The organism is Streptomyces sp. NPDC006365, assembly GCF_042870755.1.
Lineage (GTDB): Bacteria > Actinomycetota > Actinomycetes > Streptomycetales > Streptomycetaceae > Streptomyces > Streptomyces xiangluensis.
Genome location: NZ_JBIAHS010000011.1, coordinates 161,613 through 178,420 on the forward strand (window position 1 = coordinate 161,613; position 16,808 = coordinate 178,420).

Genomic DNA, 16,808 nt, shown 5'->3' on the forward strand with positions numbered 1-16,808 from the left:
GCCGGGCCGGAGGATGCGCTGGTCAGCACACGTGGTGCGCTTTGTCACTTCGGGTATCGCTTGACGACGCGGCGCCTCCGGGGGCGGGCTTACTCGACCACGTGGCGTCCCTCGGGCCGTGCGCTGCACGACGCCCGGAATGCGCAGTGTGTGCAGTGCTGTCCTGTGGTCGGTGTGAACCGCTCGTCGAGGACCTTGCCCGCAGCAGTGGCGAGGAGGTCGCCGATCCACTCCCCGGTGAGGGGCTCTTGGGCCTGCACCTTCGGCAGGGTCTCGCCGCCTTCCTTCCTGGGGGCGCCCTGCCGGAGCTGGACGAGTTCGGCGCCGCCAGGGTCGGGGCGCTCGCCTTCGAAGGCCTCGTCGACGGCTCCCTCGCGGACGGCGAGTTGGTAGACGGCGAGTTGGGGATGGTGAGCCACGTCGGCGGCCGTCGGTGCCTGTTTGCCTGTCTTGAAGTCGACTACGTAGGCGCGGCCTTCGGTGTCCCGCTCTACGCGGTCCATGGAGCCGCGAATGCGTACTTCGTAGGAGCCCGCTTCGAGGGTGACATCGAAGTCGTGCTCGCTGGCCACCGGCGTACGGCCCGCTCGGTCCAGCACATGCCACTTCAGGAAGCGTTCGAGCGCCACGCGCGCGTGCTCCTTCTCCTGCGCCGACTTCCAGGGCGCGTCGAAGGCGAGCGCGTTCCACACGGAGTCGAGGCGCTCCATGAGGACGGCGAGGTCGGCGGGACTGCGTCCGGAGGCGACCTCGTCGGCCAGGACGTGCACCACATTGCCGAAGCCCTGGGCGGCGGTCGCAGGGGCGTCGGCCTTCACCTCGCGGCCGAGGAACCACTGGAGCGCACAGGTGTTGGCGAGTTGGTCGAGGGCGCTCCCGGAGAGCACGACGGGCTGGTCACGGTCGCGCAGCGGGACCTTGCTCTCGGTCGGCTCGTACATGCCCCACCAGCGGTAGGGGTGCGCGGACGGCACGAGAGGGCGGCCGTCCTCGTCGCCGAGCGCGGCGAGCCGGGCCAGGCGGCGGGCGGCAGCCTCCCTGAGGGTGTCCGAGACGCGGGGGTCGACGATCGTGGCGCGCAGTTCGGCGACGAGGGCGGCGACGGACAGGGGACGGCGGGGGCGGCCGGTGACGTCCTTGGGTTCGACGCCGAGTTCGGTGAGGAAGCGGGACGGCTGGTCTCCGTCGTCGGCGGGGGCCTTCACGGCGGTGACGACGAGACGTTCGCGAGCGCGCGTGGCGGCCACGTAGAACAAACGGCGTTCCTCGGAGAGCAGCGCACCGGGGGTGAGCGGTTCGGCGAGGCCGTCGCGTCCGATGCGGTCGGCTTCCAGGAGGGAGCCTCTGCGGCGCAGGTCCGGCCACAGTCCCTCCTGCACGCCCGCGACGACGACCAGGCGCCACTCGAGGCCCTTGGAGCGGTGTGCCGTCATCAGGCGTACGGCCTCGGGGCGTACGGCCCTGCGGGTGAGCGTGTCGGCGGCGATGTCCTCGGCCTCGATCTCCTCCAGGAAGTTGAGGGCGCCGCGGCCACCTGTGCGTTCCTCGGCGCGGGCCGTCGTCGCGAACAGCGCGCACACGGCGTCGAGGTCGCGGTCCGCGTTGCGCCCGGCCGCGCCGCCACGCCGGGCGGCCCGCTCCAGGCGCTGAGGCCACGGTGTGCCGTCCCACAGCTCCCAGAGGGCCTCCTCGGCCGTACCGCCGCCGGCGAGGCGCTCACGGGCCTTGCGCAGGAGGGCGCCCAGACGCTGGGCTCCGCGCGCGTACGAGGGGTCGTGTGCGACCAGCCGCTCCGGCTCGGCCAGCGCCCGTGCCAGCAACTCGTCCGAGGGCGGCGGGACGAGGTTGCCCCCGGCGCGCTCCTCCTCGCGCAGAGCACGGCCCAGGCGGCGCAGATCGGCCGCGTCCATGCCGGCCAGCGGGGAGGCGAGGAGGGTGAGCGCGGTCTCGGTGTCGAGCCAGGGGGCTTCCGGAGCGACGACGGGCTCGGGCTCGGACTCGGAAGCATCGTCGGTGGGAACGGCAGTGGCGGTGTTCGCGCGCGCGGGGGTGTCATTTCCCTCAGCCGCCCCCTCTCCGTCGGCACCCGCCTCAGCTTCAGCTCCGGCCCGCCCGGCTGCCCCCGTTCTGTCCCGAAGTGCCGCCCCGGCGACCGCTTTGAGAGCCGTCAAAAGGGGCGACACCGCCGGTTCGTGGCGCAGGGGAAGGTCGTCGCCGTCTATGTCGAGGGGGACGCCGGCCGCGGTGAGGGTACGGCGGACGGTCGGGACGGTGCGGTGCCCGGCGCGTACCAGGACGGCCATCTCGCCCCAGGGCACGCCGTCCTCCAGGTGTGCGCGGCGAAGGATGTCGGCGATGTTGTCCAGCTCCGTGCCGGGGGTTGGGTACGTGTAGACCTCGACGCGGCCACCGTCCCGTACAGGAGTCAGCTCCCTGTGGGCGCGGACCTTCTCCGCCGGGAGACGGGTCAGCGGCATGCGCCGCGTCAGGAGGCGGGTGGCGGCCAGCAGCCCGGCACCCGAACGGCGTGATGTCCTCAGGACCTCGACCGGCGCCGGAGTGCCGTCCGGGCGAGGGAAGGCCTCCGGGAACTCCAGGATGCCGTTCACGTCGGCGCCCCGGAACGCGTAGATCGACTGGTCGGGGTCGCCGAAGGCTACAAGGGTGTTTCCGCCGCCCGCGAGCCCGTGCAGGAGCCGCACCTGTGCCGGATCGGTGTCCTGGTACTCGTCGACGAAGACCACGTCGTACTGCGCGGCGAGCCGTGCGGCGACTTCGGGACGGCGGGTGAGCAGCACCGCGCGGTGCACCAGTTCCGCGTAATCGAGCACTCCTTGCATATCGAGAACGTCGAGGTACTCGGCGAGGAAGGTGGCCGCGGCGCGCCAGTCGGGGCGGCCGATGCGGGAGGCGAACGAGTCCAACGCGTCCGGGCCGAGCCCCAGTTCGCGGCTGCGGGCGAGCACCGCGCGGACCTCGTCGGCGAAGCCCCGCGTAGTCAGGCAGGCGCGCAGCTCGTCCGGCCAGCGCACATGGGCGAGGCCGAGCCGCTCCAGGTCGGGCTGACCCGCTAGGAGTTCACGCACGGCCACGTCCTGTTCGGGGCCGGAGAGCAGCCGCAGCGGCTCCACGAACAGGTTGCTGTCCTGGTGGGCGCGAACCAGGGCGTAGCAGAAGGAGTGGAACGTGGTCGCCTGGGGCGCGCGGGCCGCCCCGATGCGCAGCGCCATGCGGTCGCGCAGCTCCACGGCGGCCTTGCGACTGAACGTCAGCACCAGGACCCGCTCGGGGTCCGTGCCGCGCCCGATCCGGGCCGCCACCGACTCCACGAGTGTCGTCGTCTTGCCGGTGCCCGGACCTGCGAGAACGAGCAGCGGGCCCCCCTTGTGGTCAACCACCGCCCGCTGCGCTGCGTCCAGGAGAGGGGGATCCACCCGGACCGGTGGGGTACGCACCAGTCGGTAAGCGCCACGGTTCCCCTGCCGCCCCTGGTGGTGCGACAGGCGCCTGGTGGAGGAAGAGGAGCTCACGTGGTTCGCCGGTCCTGGTGGGTGTGCTGGTTGACTTACTGCCGCGCGTGGGCGGCGGTGGCCGCGTGGTGAGGGGGATGCGTGCCGTTGACGCTACGCCCGCAAGGACAGCGGAAGGAGGACTTCCGCTTCTTCCCTCCCATCCCCCACGACGCTTGCGTCCCCCGCATCACGAACGTACGCCATGCCACGGACGCGCCCAGCTTCCCCCGTACGGGCCCTTGATCCCCCTTTCGGGTCTCCGATGGCGGAAGCTGTCAAGTGTGACGTTCCGCGCGCTGCTCGCCGTCCCACCGCGCTCGCTTCATGTCGACGCGCGGCAGGTGGCCCTCGGAGGCCCTGCTCGCCTCCTTCAGGGGCGTGCCCTCCGCCTGATAGTGGCTGAGGGCTTCCAGTTCGTGACCCGGGAGCAGTACGCCGTCCGCGCGTATGACGCGCCACCACGGGACGGCTCCGCCGTAAAGAGCCATCACACGGCCGACCTGACGCGGCCCTCCTTCCCCGAGCCACTCGGCGACGTCCCCGTACGTCATGACGCGGCCGGGCGGGATCAGCTCGGCGACGTCAAGGACTCGCTCCGCATACTCCGGCAGGGCGTCCGCCGGAAGGCTCTCCTCGCTCATCCGCCCCATCCTGCCCCACCCCACCGACAACGTGACGGGGCGGTGACCAGGCGTATACCTCGCTCGGGAGCGGCACTTCGGGCAGACTGTGCGCCCCCGCATTGCCCCCTGATGCCCCTCCGTGTCGGCGGGGCATGCCACCATCATGCGGGCGGTGACTGGTGATACGAGATCAAGAAGAGACGATGAAGCAGCAGGGTGTGCGCTCCGAAGAGGCGGAGAGCACCTCTGAGGTTTCGTCGCGCCCGGACACCGGCCACGACTCGGACGAGCGCACCTCGGACGCGCACAAGAAGGGCGAACGCACCGCGGACGCGAACAACGCGAACATGAAGAAGGACGTCCCGGCCGCCGACGCCCCGGACTCCGAAGCCGACGACGTCCACTCCGAAGCGGTCGAGGGCGACGAACCGCTGCTCCCCGCGCGCGTGCACCGTCCCTCCGATCTGATGCGCCTCCTGGTGGGCATCCTCGCGGTCGCGGTACTGCTGGGGATCGCCGCGTTCGCGCACGGCACGACGTCGGGACTCGCCCAGGACATCAACAAGGGCACCGACGAGGCGCCCGACCTGCTGAGCGAGATCGCGGGGCTCGCGTCGAGCATCGCGATCCTGCTGGTGCCGGTCGCCTTCGCCATCGAGCGGCTGATCAAGCGGGACGGACTGCGTATCGCCGACGGCGTCCTGGCCGCCGTCCTGGCGCACGGAGTGACGCTCGCCACCGATCTGTGGGTCGCCAAGGCCGCTCCGGACTCGATCCAGAAGGCGCTCACGCAGCCCTTGCCGCAAGACATCCACGCCCTCACCGACCCGGTGCACGGCTATCTCGCGCCCGTCATCGCGTACATGACGGCCGTCGGCATGGCACGGCGGCCACGATGGCGTGCGGTGCTGTGGGTGGTGCTGCTGCTCGACGCCTTCTCCATGCTGGTCACCGGCTACACGACACCCTTCTCGATCATCCTGACCGTGCTGATCGGCTGGAGCGTGGCGTACGGGACGCTGTACGCGGTCGGCTCACCGAACGTGCGGCCCACGGGCCGGACGCTGATGGCGGGCCTGCGGCATGTCGGCTTCCATCCCGTGAGTGCCTCCCGTGAGGAGACACCGGAGTCCACCGAGAGCGGCGACCGCGGGCGCCGGTATTTCGTGACGCTGGAGGACGGCCGGCCGCTGGACGTCACGGTGGTCGACCGTGAGCAGCAGGCGCAGGGCTTCTTCTACCGCGTCTGGCGGCGTCTGACGCTGCGGGGCATCACCACGCGCCGCAGCCTCCAGTCGCTGCGCCAGGCGCTGGAGCAGGAGGCGCTTCTCGCGTACGCGGCCATCGCGGCCGGAGCCAACGCGCCCAAGCTGATCGCCACCTCCGAACTGGGCCCGGACGCAGTGATGCTCGTCTACGAGCACACCGGCGGGCACACCCTGGACTCCCTGCCGGACGAGGAGATCACCGACGAGCTGCTGCGCGACACCTGGCATCAGGTGCAGGCGTTGCAGTCGCGGCGCATCGCGCACCGCAGGCTGGCCGGCGACGCGATTCTGGTGGATCGTTCCGGCACGGTGATCCTCACCGATCTGCGCGGCGGTGAGATCGCGGCCGGTGAGCTGCTGCTGCGTATGGACATCGCCCAGTTGGTGACCGCGCTGGCCCTGCGGGTCGGCGCGGAGCGTGCGGTGGCCTCGGCGGTCGAGGTGCTCGGCCCCGACACGGTCGCCGACTGCCTGCCGATGCTGCAGCCCATCGCGTTGACGCGCGCCACGCGCGCGACGCTGCGAAAACTGGCCCGGGAGCGGGCGCAGCGGGAGCGGGAGGCCGTGCTGGAGGCCTCTCGGCATGCCAGGCCGGGGCGCGCCCAAGAGGAGGCCGAGGAAACCACCGGGCCAGTCGTACTCGAAAAGCCCGACAAGAAGGCCGTACGGGCCGAGAAGCGCTCCGAGAAGCGGGCGATCGACGAGGCCCTGGAGGAAGCACGCGAGGAGGATCTGCTCACCCAGATCCGTCACCAGGTACTGCTGATCAGGCCGCAGGCGCCGGTCGAACCGGCCCGCCTGGAGCGCATCCGGCCGCGCACGCTGATCAGCTTCATCGCCGGTGCCATCGGCGCGTACTTCCTGCTGTCGCAGCTCACGCACATCGAGTTCGGCACACTCTTCGGCAACGCCGAGTGGGGCTGGGTCGCAGCGGCCGTGCTCTTCTCGGCGCTGAGCTACTTCGCGGCGGCCATGAGCCTGCTGGGCTTCGTGCCCGAGCGAGTGCCCTTCCTGCGGGCCGTGGCGGCGCAGGTCGCCGGGTCCTTCGTGAAGATCGTGGCACCCGCGGCGGTGGGCGGCGTCGCCCTGAACACGCGCTTCCTGCAGCGCGCCGGAGTGCGGCCGGGCCTGGCGGTGGCGAGCGTCGGTGCCTCACAGTTGTTCGGTCTGGGCAGCCACATCCTGCTGCTGCTCGCCTTCGGCTATCTGACCGGAACGGAGAAGACGCCGTCGCTGTCGCCGTCCCGCACGGTGATCGCGGGTCTGCTGACGGTCGCGGTGCTGGTGCTGGTGATGACCTCGATCCCGTTCCTGCGGAAATTCGTCGTCACGCGTGTGCGGTCGCTTTTCGCGGGTGTGGTGCCCCGCATGCTCGACGTGCTCCAGCGACCGCAGAAGCTCATCACCGGTATCGGCGGCATGGTGCTGCTGACGGCCTGCTTCGTGATGTGCCTGGACGCGTCGATCAGGGCATTCGGCAGCGACGACACGCCCGCGCTCAGCCTCGCCAGCGTCGCCGTCGTCTTCCTCGCCGGCAACGCGCTGGGCTCGGCTGCTCCGACCCCAGGGGGCGTGGGCGCGGTCGAGGCGACCCTCACGGTCGGTCTGATCGCCGTGGGTCTGCCCAAGGAGGTCGCGGCTCCCGCGGTGCTGCTCTACCGGCTGCTCACGCTGTGGCTGCCGGTGCTGCCCGGCTGGCTGTTCTTCAACCATCTGACACGCAAGGGAGCGCTTTAGGCGTATCGCCCGTCCCCGACGTCCCGGCAACACATCTGACCCTCACCCGCACAGCCCGCGCCCCGAGCGTCCCGTCCCCCGCCACCTCAGGATGGGACCATGCCGAATCCTTCCCGGCTGCGAGCCGCTGCCCTGGCCGCCGTCCTTGTGCTGTCCGTGACCGTCGCCGGGTGCGGCAGTGACGCCGCCGACAAGGACCACGAGGACCAGGCGGCGCAGGAGCTGAGCTGGGAGGACTGCCCGCCACCGTCCGAGGCCCAGGGAGGCGGAGAGGCCCCGTCGGCCCTGCCGAACGGCGACAAGTGGCAGTGCGCGACGCTGAAGGTGCCCCTCGACTGGGACGAACCCGAGGGAGACACGATCGGGCTCGCGCTGATCCGGGCGGAGGCGAGCGGCGCCGAGGAGAGGCGGATCGGCTCACTGATCTTCAACTTCGGCGGCCCCGGGTCCTCGGGAGTGGCCACACTGCCCGCGTTCGCCAAGGAGTTCGCGCACCTGCGTACCCGTTACGACCTGGTCAGCTTCGACCCGCGCGGGGTCGGCCGCAGCGCGGGCGTGGAGTGCCAGAGTGATGAACAGCTCGACGAGTACTTCCAGCAGGACGCCACCCCCGACAACGCCGCAGAGCAGAGAACGCTCCTGGAGGACACGAAAGCGTTTAACTCGGCCTGCGAGAAGAACTCCGGAAAGTTCCTCCCGCACGTGCGCACCACCGACGCGGCCCGCGATCTGGACCTGATGCGGCAGGTCCTCGACGACGACAGGCTGCATTACTTCGGCATCTCGTACGGCACCGAACTAGGCGGGGTGTACGCCCATTTGTTCCCCAAGAAGGTGGGGCGGGCCGTCTTCGACGCTGTTGTGGACCCGACGCGGAGTCCGGAGCAGGGTTCGCTCGGGCAGGCCAAGGGCTTCCAGCTCGCGCTGGACAACTTCGCCGAGGACTGCACCTCCAAGCAGGACGCATGCCCGCTCGGGGACACCGTGCAGAACGTCAAGGACCGGATCGCCCGACTGCTCAAGGACCTCGACAGCCGGCCGGTCCCGGGCGTCTTCCCGCGCGAGCTGACCCAGACTGTCGCCGCCAGTGGCATCCTGCAGGCGCTCTACTCACAGGATTACTGGGAGTACCTCACCGAAGGGCTCCAGCGGGCGTACGCCGGCGACGGCACGGTTCTGATGTTGCTGTCCGACGCGATGAACGGACGGAACGTGAACGGCGAGTACAGCAACAGCGTCGCCGCCAACGTCTCCATCAACTGCGCGGACAACAAGGCGCGTTACACCACCGCCGATGTGGAGGCGAAGCTTCCGCGGTTCCGCACGGCCTCTCCCCTGTTCGGCGACTATGTGGCGTGGAGTCTGCTCGGCTGCACGGACTGGCCCGTGCCGGGAGCCGCCGACACCCCAGACGTGAGCGCCCCCGGGGCGGCACCGATCCTGGTGATCGGCAACACCGGCGACCCGGCCACGCCGTACGAGGGCGCCCGCAAGATGGCGGACGAGCTGGGCAAGGGTGTGGGCGTCGAATTGACGTACCGGGGCCAGGGGCATGGCGCGTACGGCAGCGGGAACAAGTGCGTGCGTGACGCGGTGGACGGCTATCTGCTGGACGGCAGGGTCCCGCCGACGGGCCAGGTTTGCCCATAAAAGTGCAGGTCACAGGGTTATCCACAGGCTTACACGGCTTCACTCGTGGTCTGCTTACTATGGCCTGACCGTCATTCGCGGCTCGTGCGGATGACTTGCGAGGGGGTAAGGGGCACATGGCGCGTTTCGTACGATCCACGGCGCTGGCCGCGGCCGCGGTGCTGGTCACCGGGCTTGCGGCGGCTTGCGGTGGCGGCTCGTCCGACGAGGGCAACGACGACGGAAAGGCCAGCGCCACGCCAACCGCGGCGCCGTCCGGTCCGACGGCGAAGCTTCCGGCCTCGCTCACCTCACAGAAGCTCGACTGGGGCCGCTGCGGGGCCACCTCGGACGGCCCCGCGCCGGGCGACGACTGGCAGTGCGCGACGCTCAAGGTCCCGCTGGACTGGGAGAAGCCGACGGGCGAGACGATCGGCATAGCTCTGATCCGCGGCAAGGCCACCGACGAGGACTCCCGCATCGGCTCGCTGCTGTTCAACTTCGGCGGCCCGGGCGGCTCGGGCATCTCCATGATGCCGTCCTACGCGGCACTGACGTCCCAACTGCAGGAGCGATACGACCTGGTGAGCTTCGACCCGCGCGGCGTCGCGGCCAGCGGGGGCGTGCGCTGTCGCAGCGACAAGGAGATCCAGGCCGCCGAGTCGGTCGACTCCACGCCGGACACAGCTGCCGAGGAGACCTCCTACCTCAAGGACTCCGCCGACTTCGGCAAGGGCTGCCAGGAGTCGGCGGGCCCGCTCATGGCACACGTCTCGACGACCGACACAGCCCGCGACATGGACCTGATGCGCCATGTACTCGGCGACCAGAAGCTGCACTACTTCGGCATCTCGTACGGCACCGAACTGGGCGGTGTCTACGCCCACTTGTTCCCCCAGAACGTGGGCCGACTCGTACTGGACGCGGTCGTCGACCCGAGTGCGGGAACGGTCGGCCACGCGAAGAACCAGACGCGCGGCTTCCAGCGCGCCCTGGACAACTACCTCAAGTCCACCGGGGAGAACCCGAAAGAGGGCTCTCAGAAGATCGCGGACCTGCTGAAGAAGATCGACGCCGAGCCGCTGCCGACATCGAGCGGCCGCAAGCTCACCCAGACGCTGGCGCTCACCGGCATTGTCCTGCCGCTCTACAGCGAGCAGACCTGGGCCGGCCTGACCAGCGCGCTGGATGCGGCCGAGCAGGGCGACGGTTCGGAACTGCTGGCCCTCGCCGACAATTACAACGAGCGTGACGCAACGGGTCGTTACGGCACGACGACGCATTCACAACGGGTCATATCGTGCTTGGACGACAAGGAGCGGCCGACGATCGAGGAGACGAAGAAGCTGCTCCCCCAGTTCCGGAAGATCTCGCCCGTCTTCGGCGAGTTCATGGGCTGGGACACGGCGGGCTGGTGCCACAACTGGCCGGTGGCTGGTCAGCACGAGACCCCGGAGGTCAGCGCGCCAGGAGCGGATCCCGTCCTGGTCGTGGGCAACACCGGCGACCCGGCGACACCGTACGAGGGTGCCCGCAAGATGGCGGACGAGCTGGGCGAGGACGTCGGTGTCGAGCTCACCTGGAAGGGCGAGGGGCATGGGGCGTACGGGAGCAGTTCCTGCGTGGACGACACGGTGAACGCGTATCTGCTGGACGGGAAGGTGCCGGAGGACGGGAAGGTCTGCGAGTCGTAGCCCACTGGGCAACAGGAGCTCGCACAACAGGAAGGGGCCCGGCACACCCGGTGCCGGGCCCCACTCCGCACAGCCTGAGCCTGCGTCTAGTACACCGGCTTCTCGGGCTCGATCTGGTTGACCCAGCCGATCACGCCGCCACCGACGTGCACCGCGTCCGCGAAACCAGCAGACTTGAGCACGGCGAGGACTTCCGCACTGCGGACACCTGTCTTGCAATGCAGGACGATCTTCTTGTCCTGCGGGAGGCTCTCCAGGGCGGTGCCCATGAGGAACTCGTTCTTCGGGATCAGCTTGGCACCCGGGATCGAGACGATCTCGTACTCGTTCTGCTCCCGGACGTCGATGATCTCGATCTTCTCGTCATTGTCGATCCACTCCTTGAGCTGCTTGGGAGTGATCGTCGAGCCGGCGGCCGCCTCCTGGGCCTCCTCGGAGACGACGCCGCAGAAGGCCTCGTAGTCGATGAGCTCGGTGACGGTGGGGTTCTCGCCGCAGACGGCGCAGTTCGGGTCCTTGCGGACCTTGACCTGGCGGTACTGCATCTCCAGGGCGTCGTAGATCATCAGTCGGCCGACGAGCGGCTCGCCGATGCCCGCGAGGAGCTTGATCGCCTCGTTGACCTGGATCGAGCCGATGGACGCGCACAGCACGCCCAGGACGCCGCCCTCGGCGCAGGAGGGGACCATGCCCGGCGGCGGGGGCTCCGGGTAGAGGCAGCGGTAGCAGGGGCCGTGCTCGGACCAGAACACGGAGGCCTGGCCGTCGAAGCGGTAGATCGAGCCCCAGACGTACGGCTTGTTGAGGAGCACGCACGCGTCGTTGACCAGGTAGCGGGTCGCGAAGTTGTCGGTGCCGTCGACGATGAGGTCGTACTGGCTGAAGATGTCCATCACGTTTTCGGCTTCGAGCCGCTCTTCGTGAAGGACCACGTTCACGTACGGGTTGATGCCGAGCACGCTGTCGCGGGCCGACTCGGCCTTGGAGCGGCCGATGTCCGCCTGGCTGTGGATGATCTGGCGCTGCAGGTTCGACTCGTCGACCTCGTCGAACTCCACGATGCCGAGCGTGCCGACGCCCGCCGCGGCCAGGTACATGAGGGCGGGCGAGCCCAGGCCGCCGGCGCCCACACAGAGCACCTTGGCGTTCTTCAGCCGCTTCTGCCCGTCCATCCCTACGTCGGGGATGATCAGGTGGCGGGAGTACCTGCGGACCTCGTCTACGGTGAGCTCAGAAGCTGGCTCGACCAGGGGTGGCAGCGACACGGGGACTCCGTTGGTCGGTCAATCACTACAGTTGTTCTTGCCGTAACACTGCCACGCCCCTCTTCATTCCGAGACACCCGTTCCGACCCGCGAGACGATTTCGTCCCAGTAGCCGGGCATGGTCTCCCAGGGGACGACGCAACCGCCGCGGTCCGTGCGGTCGGTGAAGTAGATCGTCGAGGCACCCTGCCAGCGGGCTATGCGCAGCGCCTCCTCGAGATGACCGCGGGGCACGCTGTGCACGAAGTGGCAGAAGCGTTCGGGCGGGTGGTCGGCGGTCCACTCCGCCACCTGCGACCAGCGGTATTCGCTCCAAGGGCCGCAGAAAGTCACCAACTGGTCGGCGAATTCGGCATATCCGGGGTGCGGGTGGGAGCCGTGCCCCAGGACGATATGGCCCTCGCCGAGGAACGCGCGCAGGGTCGTGGCCGTACGGATCACCTCGGGGAGCGTTGTCCGATTCGTGGGACAGCGGTCCAGATAGAAGCCGTCGACCCGGTACCAGTCGAGATACCGGTGCGCATCCGAGATCAGCTCAGCGAAGGTGCGTGCGCCGTATCTCACATCCAGGTGCCCCAGGACCCGGACGCCCGCGTTGCGTAGACGCCCCGCTGCGGCGAGGCAGTGCGGGTCGGGCCGGATGCCCGGACCGTCGGCGACGTTGAGGACGACCCAGTGCAAGGGGGTGCCGGGGCGGGTGAGTTCGCCCCATTCGAGAGGGGCGACGAGGGGGTGTGCATAGCCGCGGACGCCGAAGCCGAAACGTATGTCGGTGCTCGCGGTGCCCACCGCGGTGCTGGTCAGATGCGGCATGCCGCCTCCATCCAGATATCGGCGAGGGACTCTTCGAGGTGGATGCGGGGCCGCCAGCCGAGCCGGTCGCGTGCGGTGCGCACATCGGCCTGCTGCCAGCTGCCGCAGCCGTCGGGATAGGGGTGCGCGGCCGGAGCCGTGTGCTCGGGTTCGGAGCGGGGGTGACCGATGGATGGCCTGACGATTCCCGGCGGGACGTCGAGTTCGTGCAGTGCTCCGCCGTAGCCGGCCACGCGCGCGAGGACCGCTGCGGCGTCCCTGAGGCGTACGGCACGTCCGGAGCCGATGTTGATGACGCCCTGTGCGGCGGAGAGGGAGGCGGCGTGGACGGCGCGCGCGACATCGCGTACGTCGATGAAGTCGCGCTGGATGCCGAGTCCACCCACCTTCAGTTCGCCGTCGCCGGACTGCATGGCCCGGCGCATGGCTTCGGCGAGGCGGCCGAGGGGCGAGCCGGCGGGGGTGCCGGGTCCGGCGGGCGAGAAGACCCGCAGGACGACGGCGTCCAGGCCGGAGCCCAGGACGAGTTCTGTGCCGGCAAGCTTGCTGACGCCGTACGGGCCGCCGGGACGCGGCGTGGCGTCCTCGGCCGTGCAGGAACCGGGCTGGCTGGGACCGTACTCCGCACCGCAGCCGATCTGCACGAGGCGTGCCCCGCAGCTGCTGCGGCGCAGGGCCTCGCAGACGGTCGCGACGGCGACGGTGTTGTGCCGGGTCAGTTCGCGGGCGCCACCGCGGGTGGCGCCCGCGCAGTTGATGACGACGCCGGGGTGCACCGCGTCCAGGAAGCGGGTCAGTGCGCCCGGACTGCCGCTGGAGAGGTCGAACCGTACATCCGCGTCGTCCCCCCGGCCGAGCGCGGTGAGCTGCACGGCCGGGTCGGCGAGGAGTCGGTCGGCGACGTACCGGCCCAGAAATCCGTTGGCTCCGATCAGCAGCACCCTCATCGGGCGGCTCCTGGGGTGGATTCTCCGATACGGACGGTGATCATTTCTTGTCTCCTTCGAGGATGTTTCCCTGGTTCGTCAGGGAGGCCCGCGGTGTCCGCCCCGCGGGAGGGGGGCGCTCGGCACGGGGGGCGAGTGCCGGGCTGGGGATGCGATTCACGGCGTCCCGCCGTGGTCCGCGTGGGCCGAGGCCCGGGTGAGGGTCCTGGTCGCGTGGACGAGGAGTACGAGCGCCGCGGCCCCGCACACAAGGGTCGGCACGGCACCGGGGCCCCATGCGTCGACCACGGTCTCGACGGGAACGGCGAGGAACGAGCAGCCGGGCAGGCGGCCCGCGAAGACGCTCGCCACAGCCGTCGCCTCGGTCGCGCCCGCGGCAGCCAGTACGACGGCCGGGGCATGCGTGAAGCCGTGCACGGTGAGCAGCCGGGCGAGCAGGAGGAGCGCGCCGAGGGCGCCGGTCCCGGCGTACGCGGCGGGAGCGGCGGGCTCGTCCAGCAGCGTCCCGCACAGCGCGATCAGTCCGCCCAGGACGCAGAGGAACAACCCGAACACGCCCAGGAGCAGGGGCCGTAGGGAGGTGGCGAATTCCTCAAGGGCTCGGCTGGCGGCCAGCCTGCGCCGGGCGCGCGCGGCGAAGAGGTGGGCGCACCCGGCCGCCGGGACACAGGCCAGGGCCAGGGCCGTCACCGACGAGAGAGGCAGTGGCCAAGGGCTGTGGAGGTCACCGTTCGGCCACCTGTCCGGGCCACTCGCGAGGGCGGCGCCGAGCACGCCGTTGCCGAGGAGGGCGTATGCGAGGAGCCAGCAGGTCCACGCGCGCGTGCCCTTCGTCGTGCGCCACGCGCGCGGGGTGTGCAGGGGGCCGCGACCAAGAGCCAGGCGCAGGCTCAGGGCGAGGGCAAGTACGCCCAGGACGGCGACCACGACGGCGAGGCGCGGCCTGGTCTCGGTGAGGCGCAGCCCGGTCACCGCCGCCGCACACACGGCGCCCGGCAGCAGGGCGAGCAGGGCCCAATCGGTGCGCACCTTTGGAAAGTTGACCGCAGCTGTCCCTGGGCCCGTCTCGTCGTCGCGGGGCACGCGCGCGTAGATCTCCTCAGCCAGCGAGAACACGTCGCGGTGCCGGAAGCGGGCCACGGTCCGGTCGGTCACCCCGTGCGCCTCCAGCCCCGCCGCGATCTCCAACGGATCCACGGCCCGCTCACACAGCTCACGGTGACGGTGCATCAGGGCTTTTACGGGGTCCACGGCGACCGGGCTGTCGGACTCGTCCGACGAACCCCGCACCCCTGGAGCGTCCATGGCACCCGGCGCTCCAGCAGTCACCAGCCACTCCTCGTCGGAGGCGGCCGCATCCCACGCCGTGACACCGCCCGGCGCCTCCGGCAGGTCCACGTCGCGCTGCCACCCGCTCATGGCGCCCCCTTCCCGGCGGGCACCGGCTCCTGCGCCGGGCCGGAAACAGCGCCCGCCGCCCCGGATCCCGCAGCCCACCGCGGACCGCTCGCCGATGCCGGTCGGGTTCCGGACTCGGCCCAGGTACCCCGCACATGAGCCTCGGCCGGTACGGCGAAGGGCAGCGGTTCGCCGGTGGCATCGGCTCGGCGGACCGGGCAGTGCGAGACGATCTCCAGGTAAATGCCGTGAAACGCCGCGATGTTCTGCTCGACGGTGAACAGTTCGAGGGCACGCGCGCGTGCCGCCGCACCGAGGAGTGCACGGCGCTCGGGGTCGCGCAGCAGAGCGACGCACGCCTCGGCAAGCGCCCGCGGATTGCGCGGCGGCACCACCAGACCCGTACCTCCGATGACCTCCACGACCGCGCCGACGTCCGTGGACACCGTGGCGCGCCCGCAGAACATCGCTTCGACAAGGCTCATTGGGAAGCCCTCGACGACGCTCGACAGAACGACCACGGCCCCGGCCGCGTACGCCTTCGCGAGGCTCGGCAGGTCCGGCCCGCCGATCTTCTCGAACGACACCGGGCCGCCACCGGTCCTGCGTACGCCTTCCGCCCCATCGGGGAAGAGCCGCGCGGCCAGCGCCTTGCAGTCGGACAGATACGCAGCCGCACCCGGTCCCTCGGCAGGCGCGCCCACGATCCGCAACCGGGTCTTCGGCCGCCCCTTGCGGACCTGGGCGAAGGCGTGCAGCAGCGAGACGAGATCCTTGCCGGGCTCGATCCGCCCGACCCAGACCAGCGTGTCCGGATCGGCGCACTCCGCTCGCTCGCCCACCTCCCAGAAGGGGGACGCCTCCATGCCCGGATAGACCGTACGGAGCTTGGCGCGGTCGGCGCCGCAGCGCTCCTGCCAGCGGCGGGCGTGCGTATTACCGGGCGTGATGAGCGCGGCCTGCCGGTACATCTCGGCCGCGAGCCGCCCCTGGAACGCCGCGAGCAGCGCCCGCGCCGGGCCGGACTCCTCACGCGAGCCCAAGTAGTGCGCCCGCAGCTGCACGCCGTACTCCGTGACCAGCAGCGGCACGCCCCAGAAGTGCCGTGCGAGCAGCCCGGGCAGGGCCGCGGCGCCCCCGGAGGTGGCGTGGCACAGGTCGACGGAGCCGAGTCCCTCCTGCTCGCCGTACCAGTCGAGCGACAGCGGCCGCAGGGTGCGCTCGATCCGGTCGGCGACGGTGAGCACATCCGGGACACGCGCACCGCGCGCGGCGGGCAGTGCGCCGGGCGCGCGGCAGGCGCTCTCCAGAGCGCGCACGGCGCTTTCGGAACGCAGGGCTCCGATCAGGCCGCCGCCCTCCTCCCGGACGAGTTCAGCAAGCCCGTACAACGCATTGCCGAAACGGTCCGCCACACCCGATGCGCCATCCCCGGAGGTCGCCCCGGCTGCGTCCCCCGCCACGGCAGCCCCCGCACAGACAACCGCCGCCAACTCCCCGTAGCACTCGGCGAACCGCCGCCGCGCCCTGCGCCCAAACGTGACGCCGTCCTCGCCCACGGTCCATAACGGCGCCGTGCGTACGCGGCCGACCTGGGGCGGCAGCTCGATGAAGCCCTCGCCCTGCTGTCGTTCGCTCCTACTGAGCGCGTAGACGTCGAAGTCGTGCTGCCCGAGCCCGCGTACGAGCCGGTCGCACCAGAGCCTGGCGTCACCGCTCACATATGGATGGCCACCCTCCGTAAGCAGTCCGATGCGCACGAGTGCACCCCTGATCTTCCGTATGGGGAGCCGCCGTTGCCCGGCGACTCACAGCGGGACGAACGTACGCGGACATGACGGTGGCGCGATGGACGGTTGTCCATCGCGCCACCAAAAGGGGTGAACGGTCGTAACTTTCCCGCGCGGACCGCGTTTCGTCGC

Annotated in this window: 10 protein-coding genes; 3 read left to right on the forward strand and 7 right to left on the reverse strand. The window is 70.5% G+C overall.

Annotated elements, in window-relative coordinates; translation table 11 throughout:
- Positions 1–89: 89 nt before the first annotated feature.
- Positions 90–3,530 carry an ATP-dependent helicase gene (locus ACFYO0_RS28040; RefSeq protein WP_388681399.1) on the reverse strand — a complete coding sequence of 1,147 codons (3,441 nt, stop codon included), beginning with the start codon at positions 3,528–3,530 and terminating at the stop codon, positions 90–92.
- Between the two features lie 257 nt (positions 3,531–3,787).
- On the reverse strand, positions 3,788–4,153 hold the full coding sequence (locus tag ACFYO0_RS28045; RefSeq protein WP_388681401.1) for an MGMT family protein: 366 nt from the start codon (positions 4,151–4,153) through the stop codon (positions 3,788–3,790).
- A gap of 185 nt (positions 4,154–4,338) precedes the next feature.
- Here ACFYO0_RS28045 and ACFYO0_RS28050 point away from each other — a divergent pair, with 185 nt between their 5' ends.
- From ACFYO0_RS28050 to ACFYO0_RS28060, 3 genes are all read left to right on the forward strand, one after another.
- Positions 4,339–7,140 carry a lysylphosphatidylglycerol synthase domain-containing protein gene (locus tag ACFYO0_RS28050; RefSeq protein ID WP_388681403.1) on the forward strand — a complete coding sequence of 934 codons (2,802 nt, stop codon included), beginning with the start codon at positions 4,339–4,341 and terminating at the stop codon, positions 7,138–7,140.
- Between the two features lie 99 nt (positions 7,141–7,239).
- Positions 7,240–8,790: an alpha/beta hydrolase gene (locus tag ACFYO0_RS28055; protein WP_388681405.1), complete on the forward strand. Its 1,551-nt coding sequence runs from the start codon at positions 7,240–7,242 to the stop codon at positions 8,788–8,790.
- 116 nt (positions 8,791–8,906) lie between these two features.
- Positions 8,907–10,463 carry an alpha/beta fold hydrolase gene (locus tag ACFYO0_RS28060; protein ID WP_388681407.1) on the forward strand — a complete coding sequence of 519 codons (1,557 nt, stop codon included), beginning with the start codon at positions 8,907–8,909 and terminating at the stop codon, positions 10,461–10,463.
- A gap of 86 nt (positions 10,464–10,549) precedes the next feature.
- Here the strand turns inward: ACFYO0_RS28060 and moeZ are convergent, their stop codons facing one another.
- The 5 genes from moeZ to ACFYO0_RS28085 all read right to left on the reverse strand — a co-directional run bounded on the left by moeZ (position 10,550) and on the right by ACFYO0_RS28085 (position 16,607).
- Entirely contained in the window at positions 10,550–11,728 is a 1,179-nt protein-coding gene (moeZ, locus tag ACFYO0_RS28065) for an adenylyltransferase/sulfurtransferase MoeZ (protein ID WP_388681410.1), read from the reverse strand.
- Positions 11,729–11,791: 63 nt separating this feature from the next.
- On the reverse strand, positions 11,792–12,541 hold the full coding sequence (locus ACFYO0_RS28070) for a spherulation-specific family 4 protein (RefSeq protein ID WP_388681412.1): 750 nt from the start codon (positions 12,539–12,541) through the stop codon (positions 11,792–11,794).
- The gene (locus ACFYO0_RS28075; protein WP_388681415.1) at positions 12,529–13,488 is read right to left on the reverse strand and encodes an NAD-dependent epimerase/dehydratase family protein; all 960 of its coding nucleotides are present in this window, start codon (positions 13,486–13,488) and stop codon (positions 12,529–12,531) included. Before ACFYO0_RS28075 ends, ACFYO0_RS28070 begins: the two co-directional genes overlap by 13 nt.
- 156 nt (positions 13,489–13,644) lie before the next feature.
- Positions 13,645–14,907 carry a hypothetical protein gene (locus ACFYO0_RS28080; RefSeq protein ID WP_388681418.1) on the reverse strand — a complete coding sequence of 421 codons (1,263 nt, stop codon included), beginning with the start codon at positions 14,905–14,907 and terminating at the stop codon, positions 13,645–13,647.
- Entirely contained in the window at positions 14,904–16,607 is a 1,704-nt protein-coding gene (locus tag ACFYO0_RS28085) for a glycosyltransferase (protein ID WP_388681421.1), read from the reverse strand. Before ACFYO0_RS28085 ends, ACFYO0_RS28080 begins: the two co-directional genes overlap by 4 nt.
- Positions 16,608–16,808: the final 201 nt, after the last annotated feature.

Bases quoted from the DNA above. Each gene is read 5' to 3' on its own strand.
- ACFYO0_RS28060 (WP_388681407.1), top strand. From the start codon at position 8,907: ATGGCGCGTTTCGTACGATCCACGGCGCTGGCCGCGGCCGCGGTGCTG.
- ACFYO0_RS28070 (WP_388681412.1), bottom strand. From the start codon at position 12,541: ATGCCGCATCTGACCAGCACCGCGGTGGGCACCGCGAGCACCGACATA.
- ACFYO0_RS28055 (WP_388681405.1), top strand. From the start codon at position 7,240: ATGCCGAATCCTTCCCGGCTGCGAGCCGCTGCCCTGGCCGCCGTCCTT.
- ACFYO0_RS28075 (WP_388681415.1), bottom strand. From the start codon at position 13,488: ATGAGGGTGCTGCTGATCGGAGCCAACGGATTTCTGGGCCGGTACGTC.
- ACFYO0_RS28050 (WP_388681403.1), top strand. From the start codon at position 4,339: ATGAAGCAGCAGGGTGTGCGCTCCGAAGAGGCGGAGAGCACCTCTGAG.
- ACFYO0_RS28045 (WP_388681401.1), bottom strand. From the start codon at position 4,153: ATGAGCGAGGAGAGCCTTCCGGCGGACGCCCTGCCGGAGTATGCGGAG.
- ACFYO0_RS28080 (WP_388681418.1), bottom strand. From the start codon at position 14,907: ATGAGCGGGTGGCAGCGCGACGTGGACCTGCCGGAGGCGCCGGGCGGT.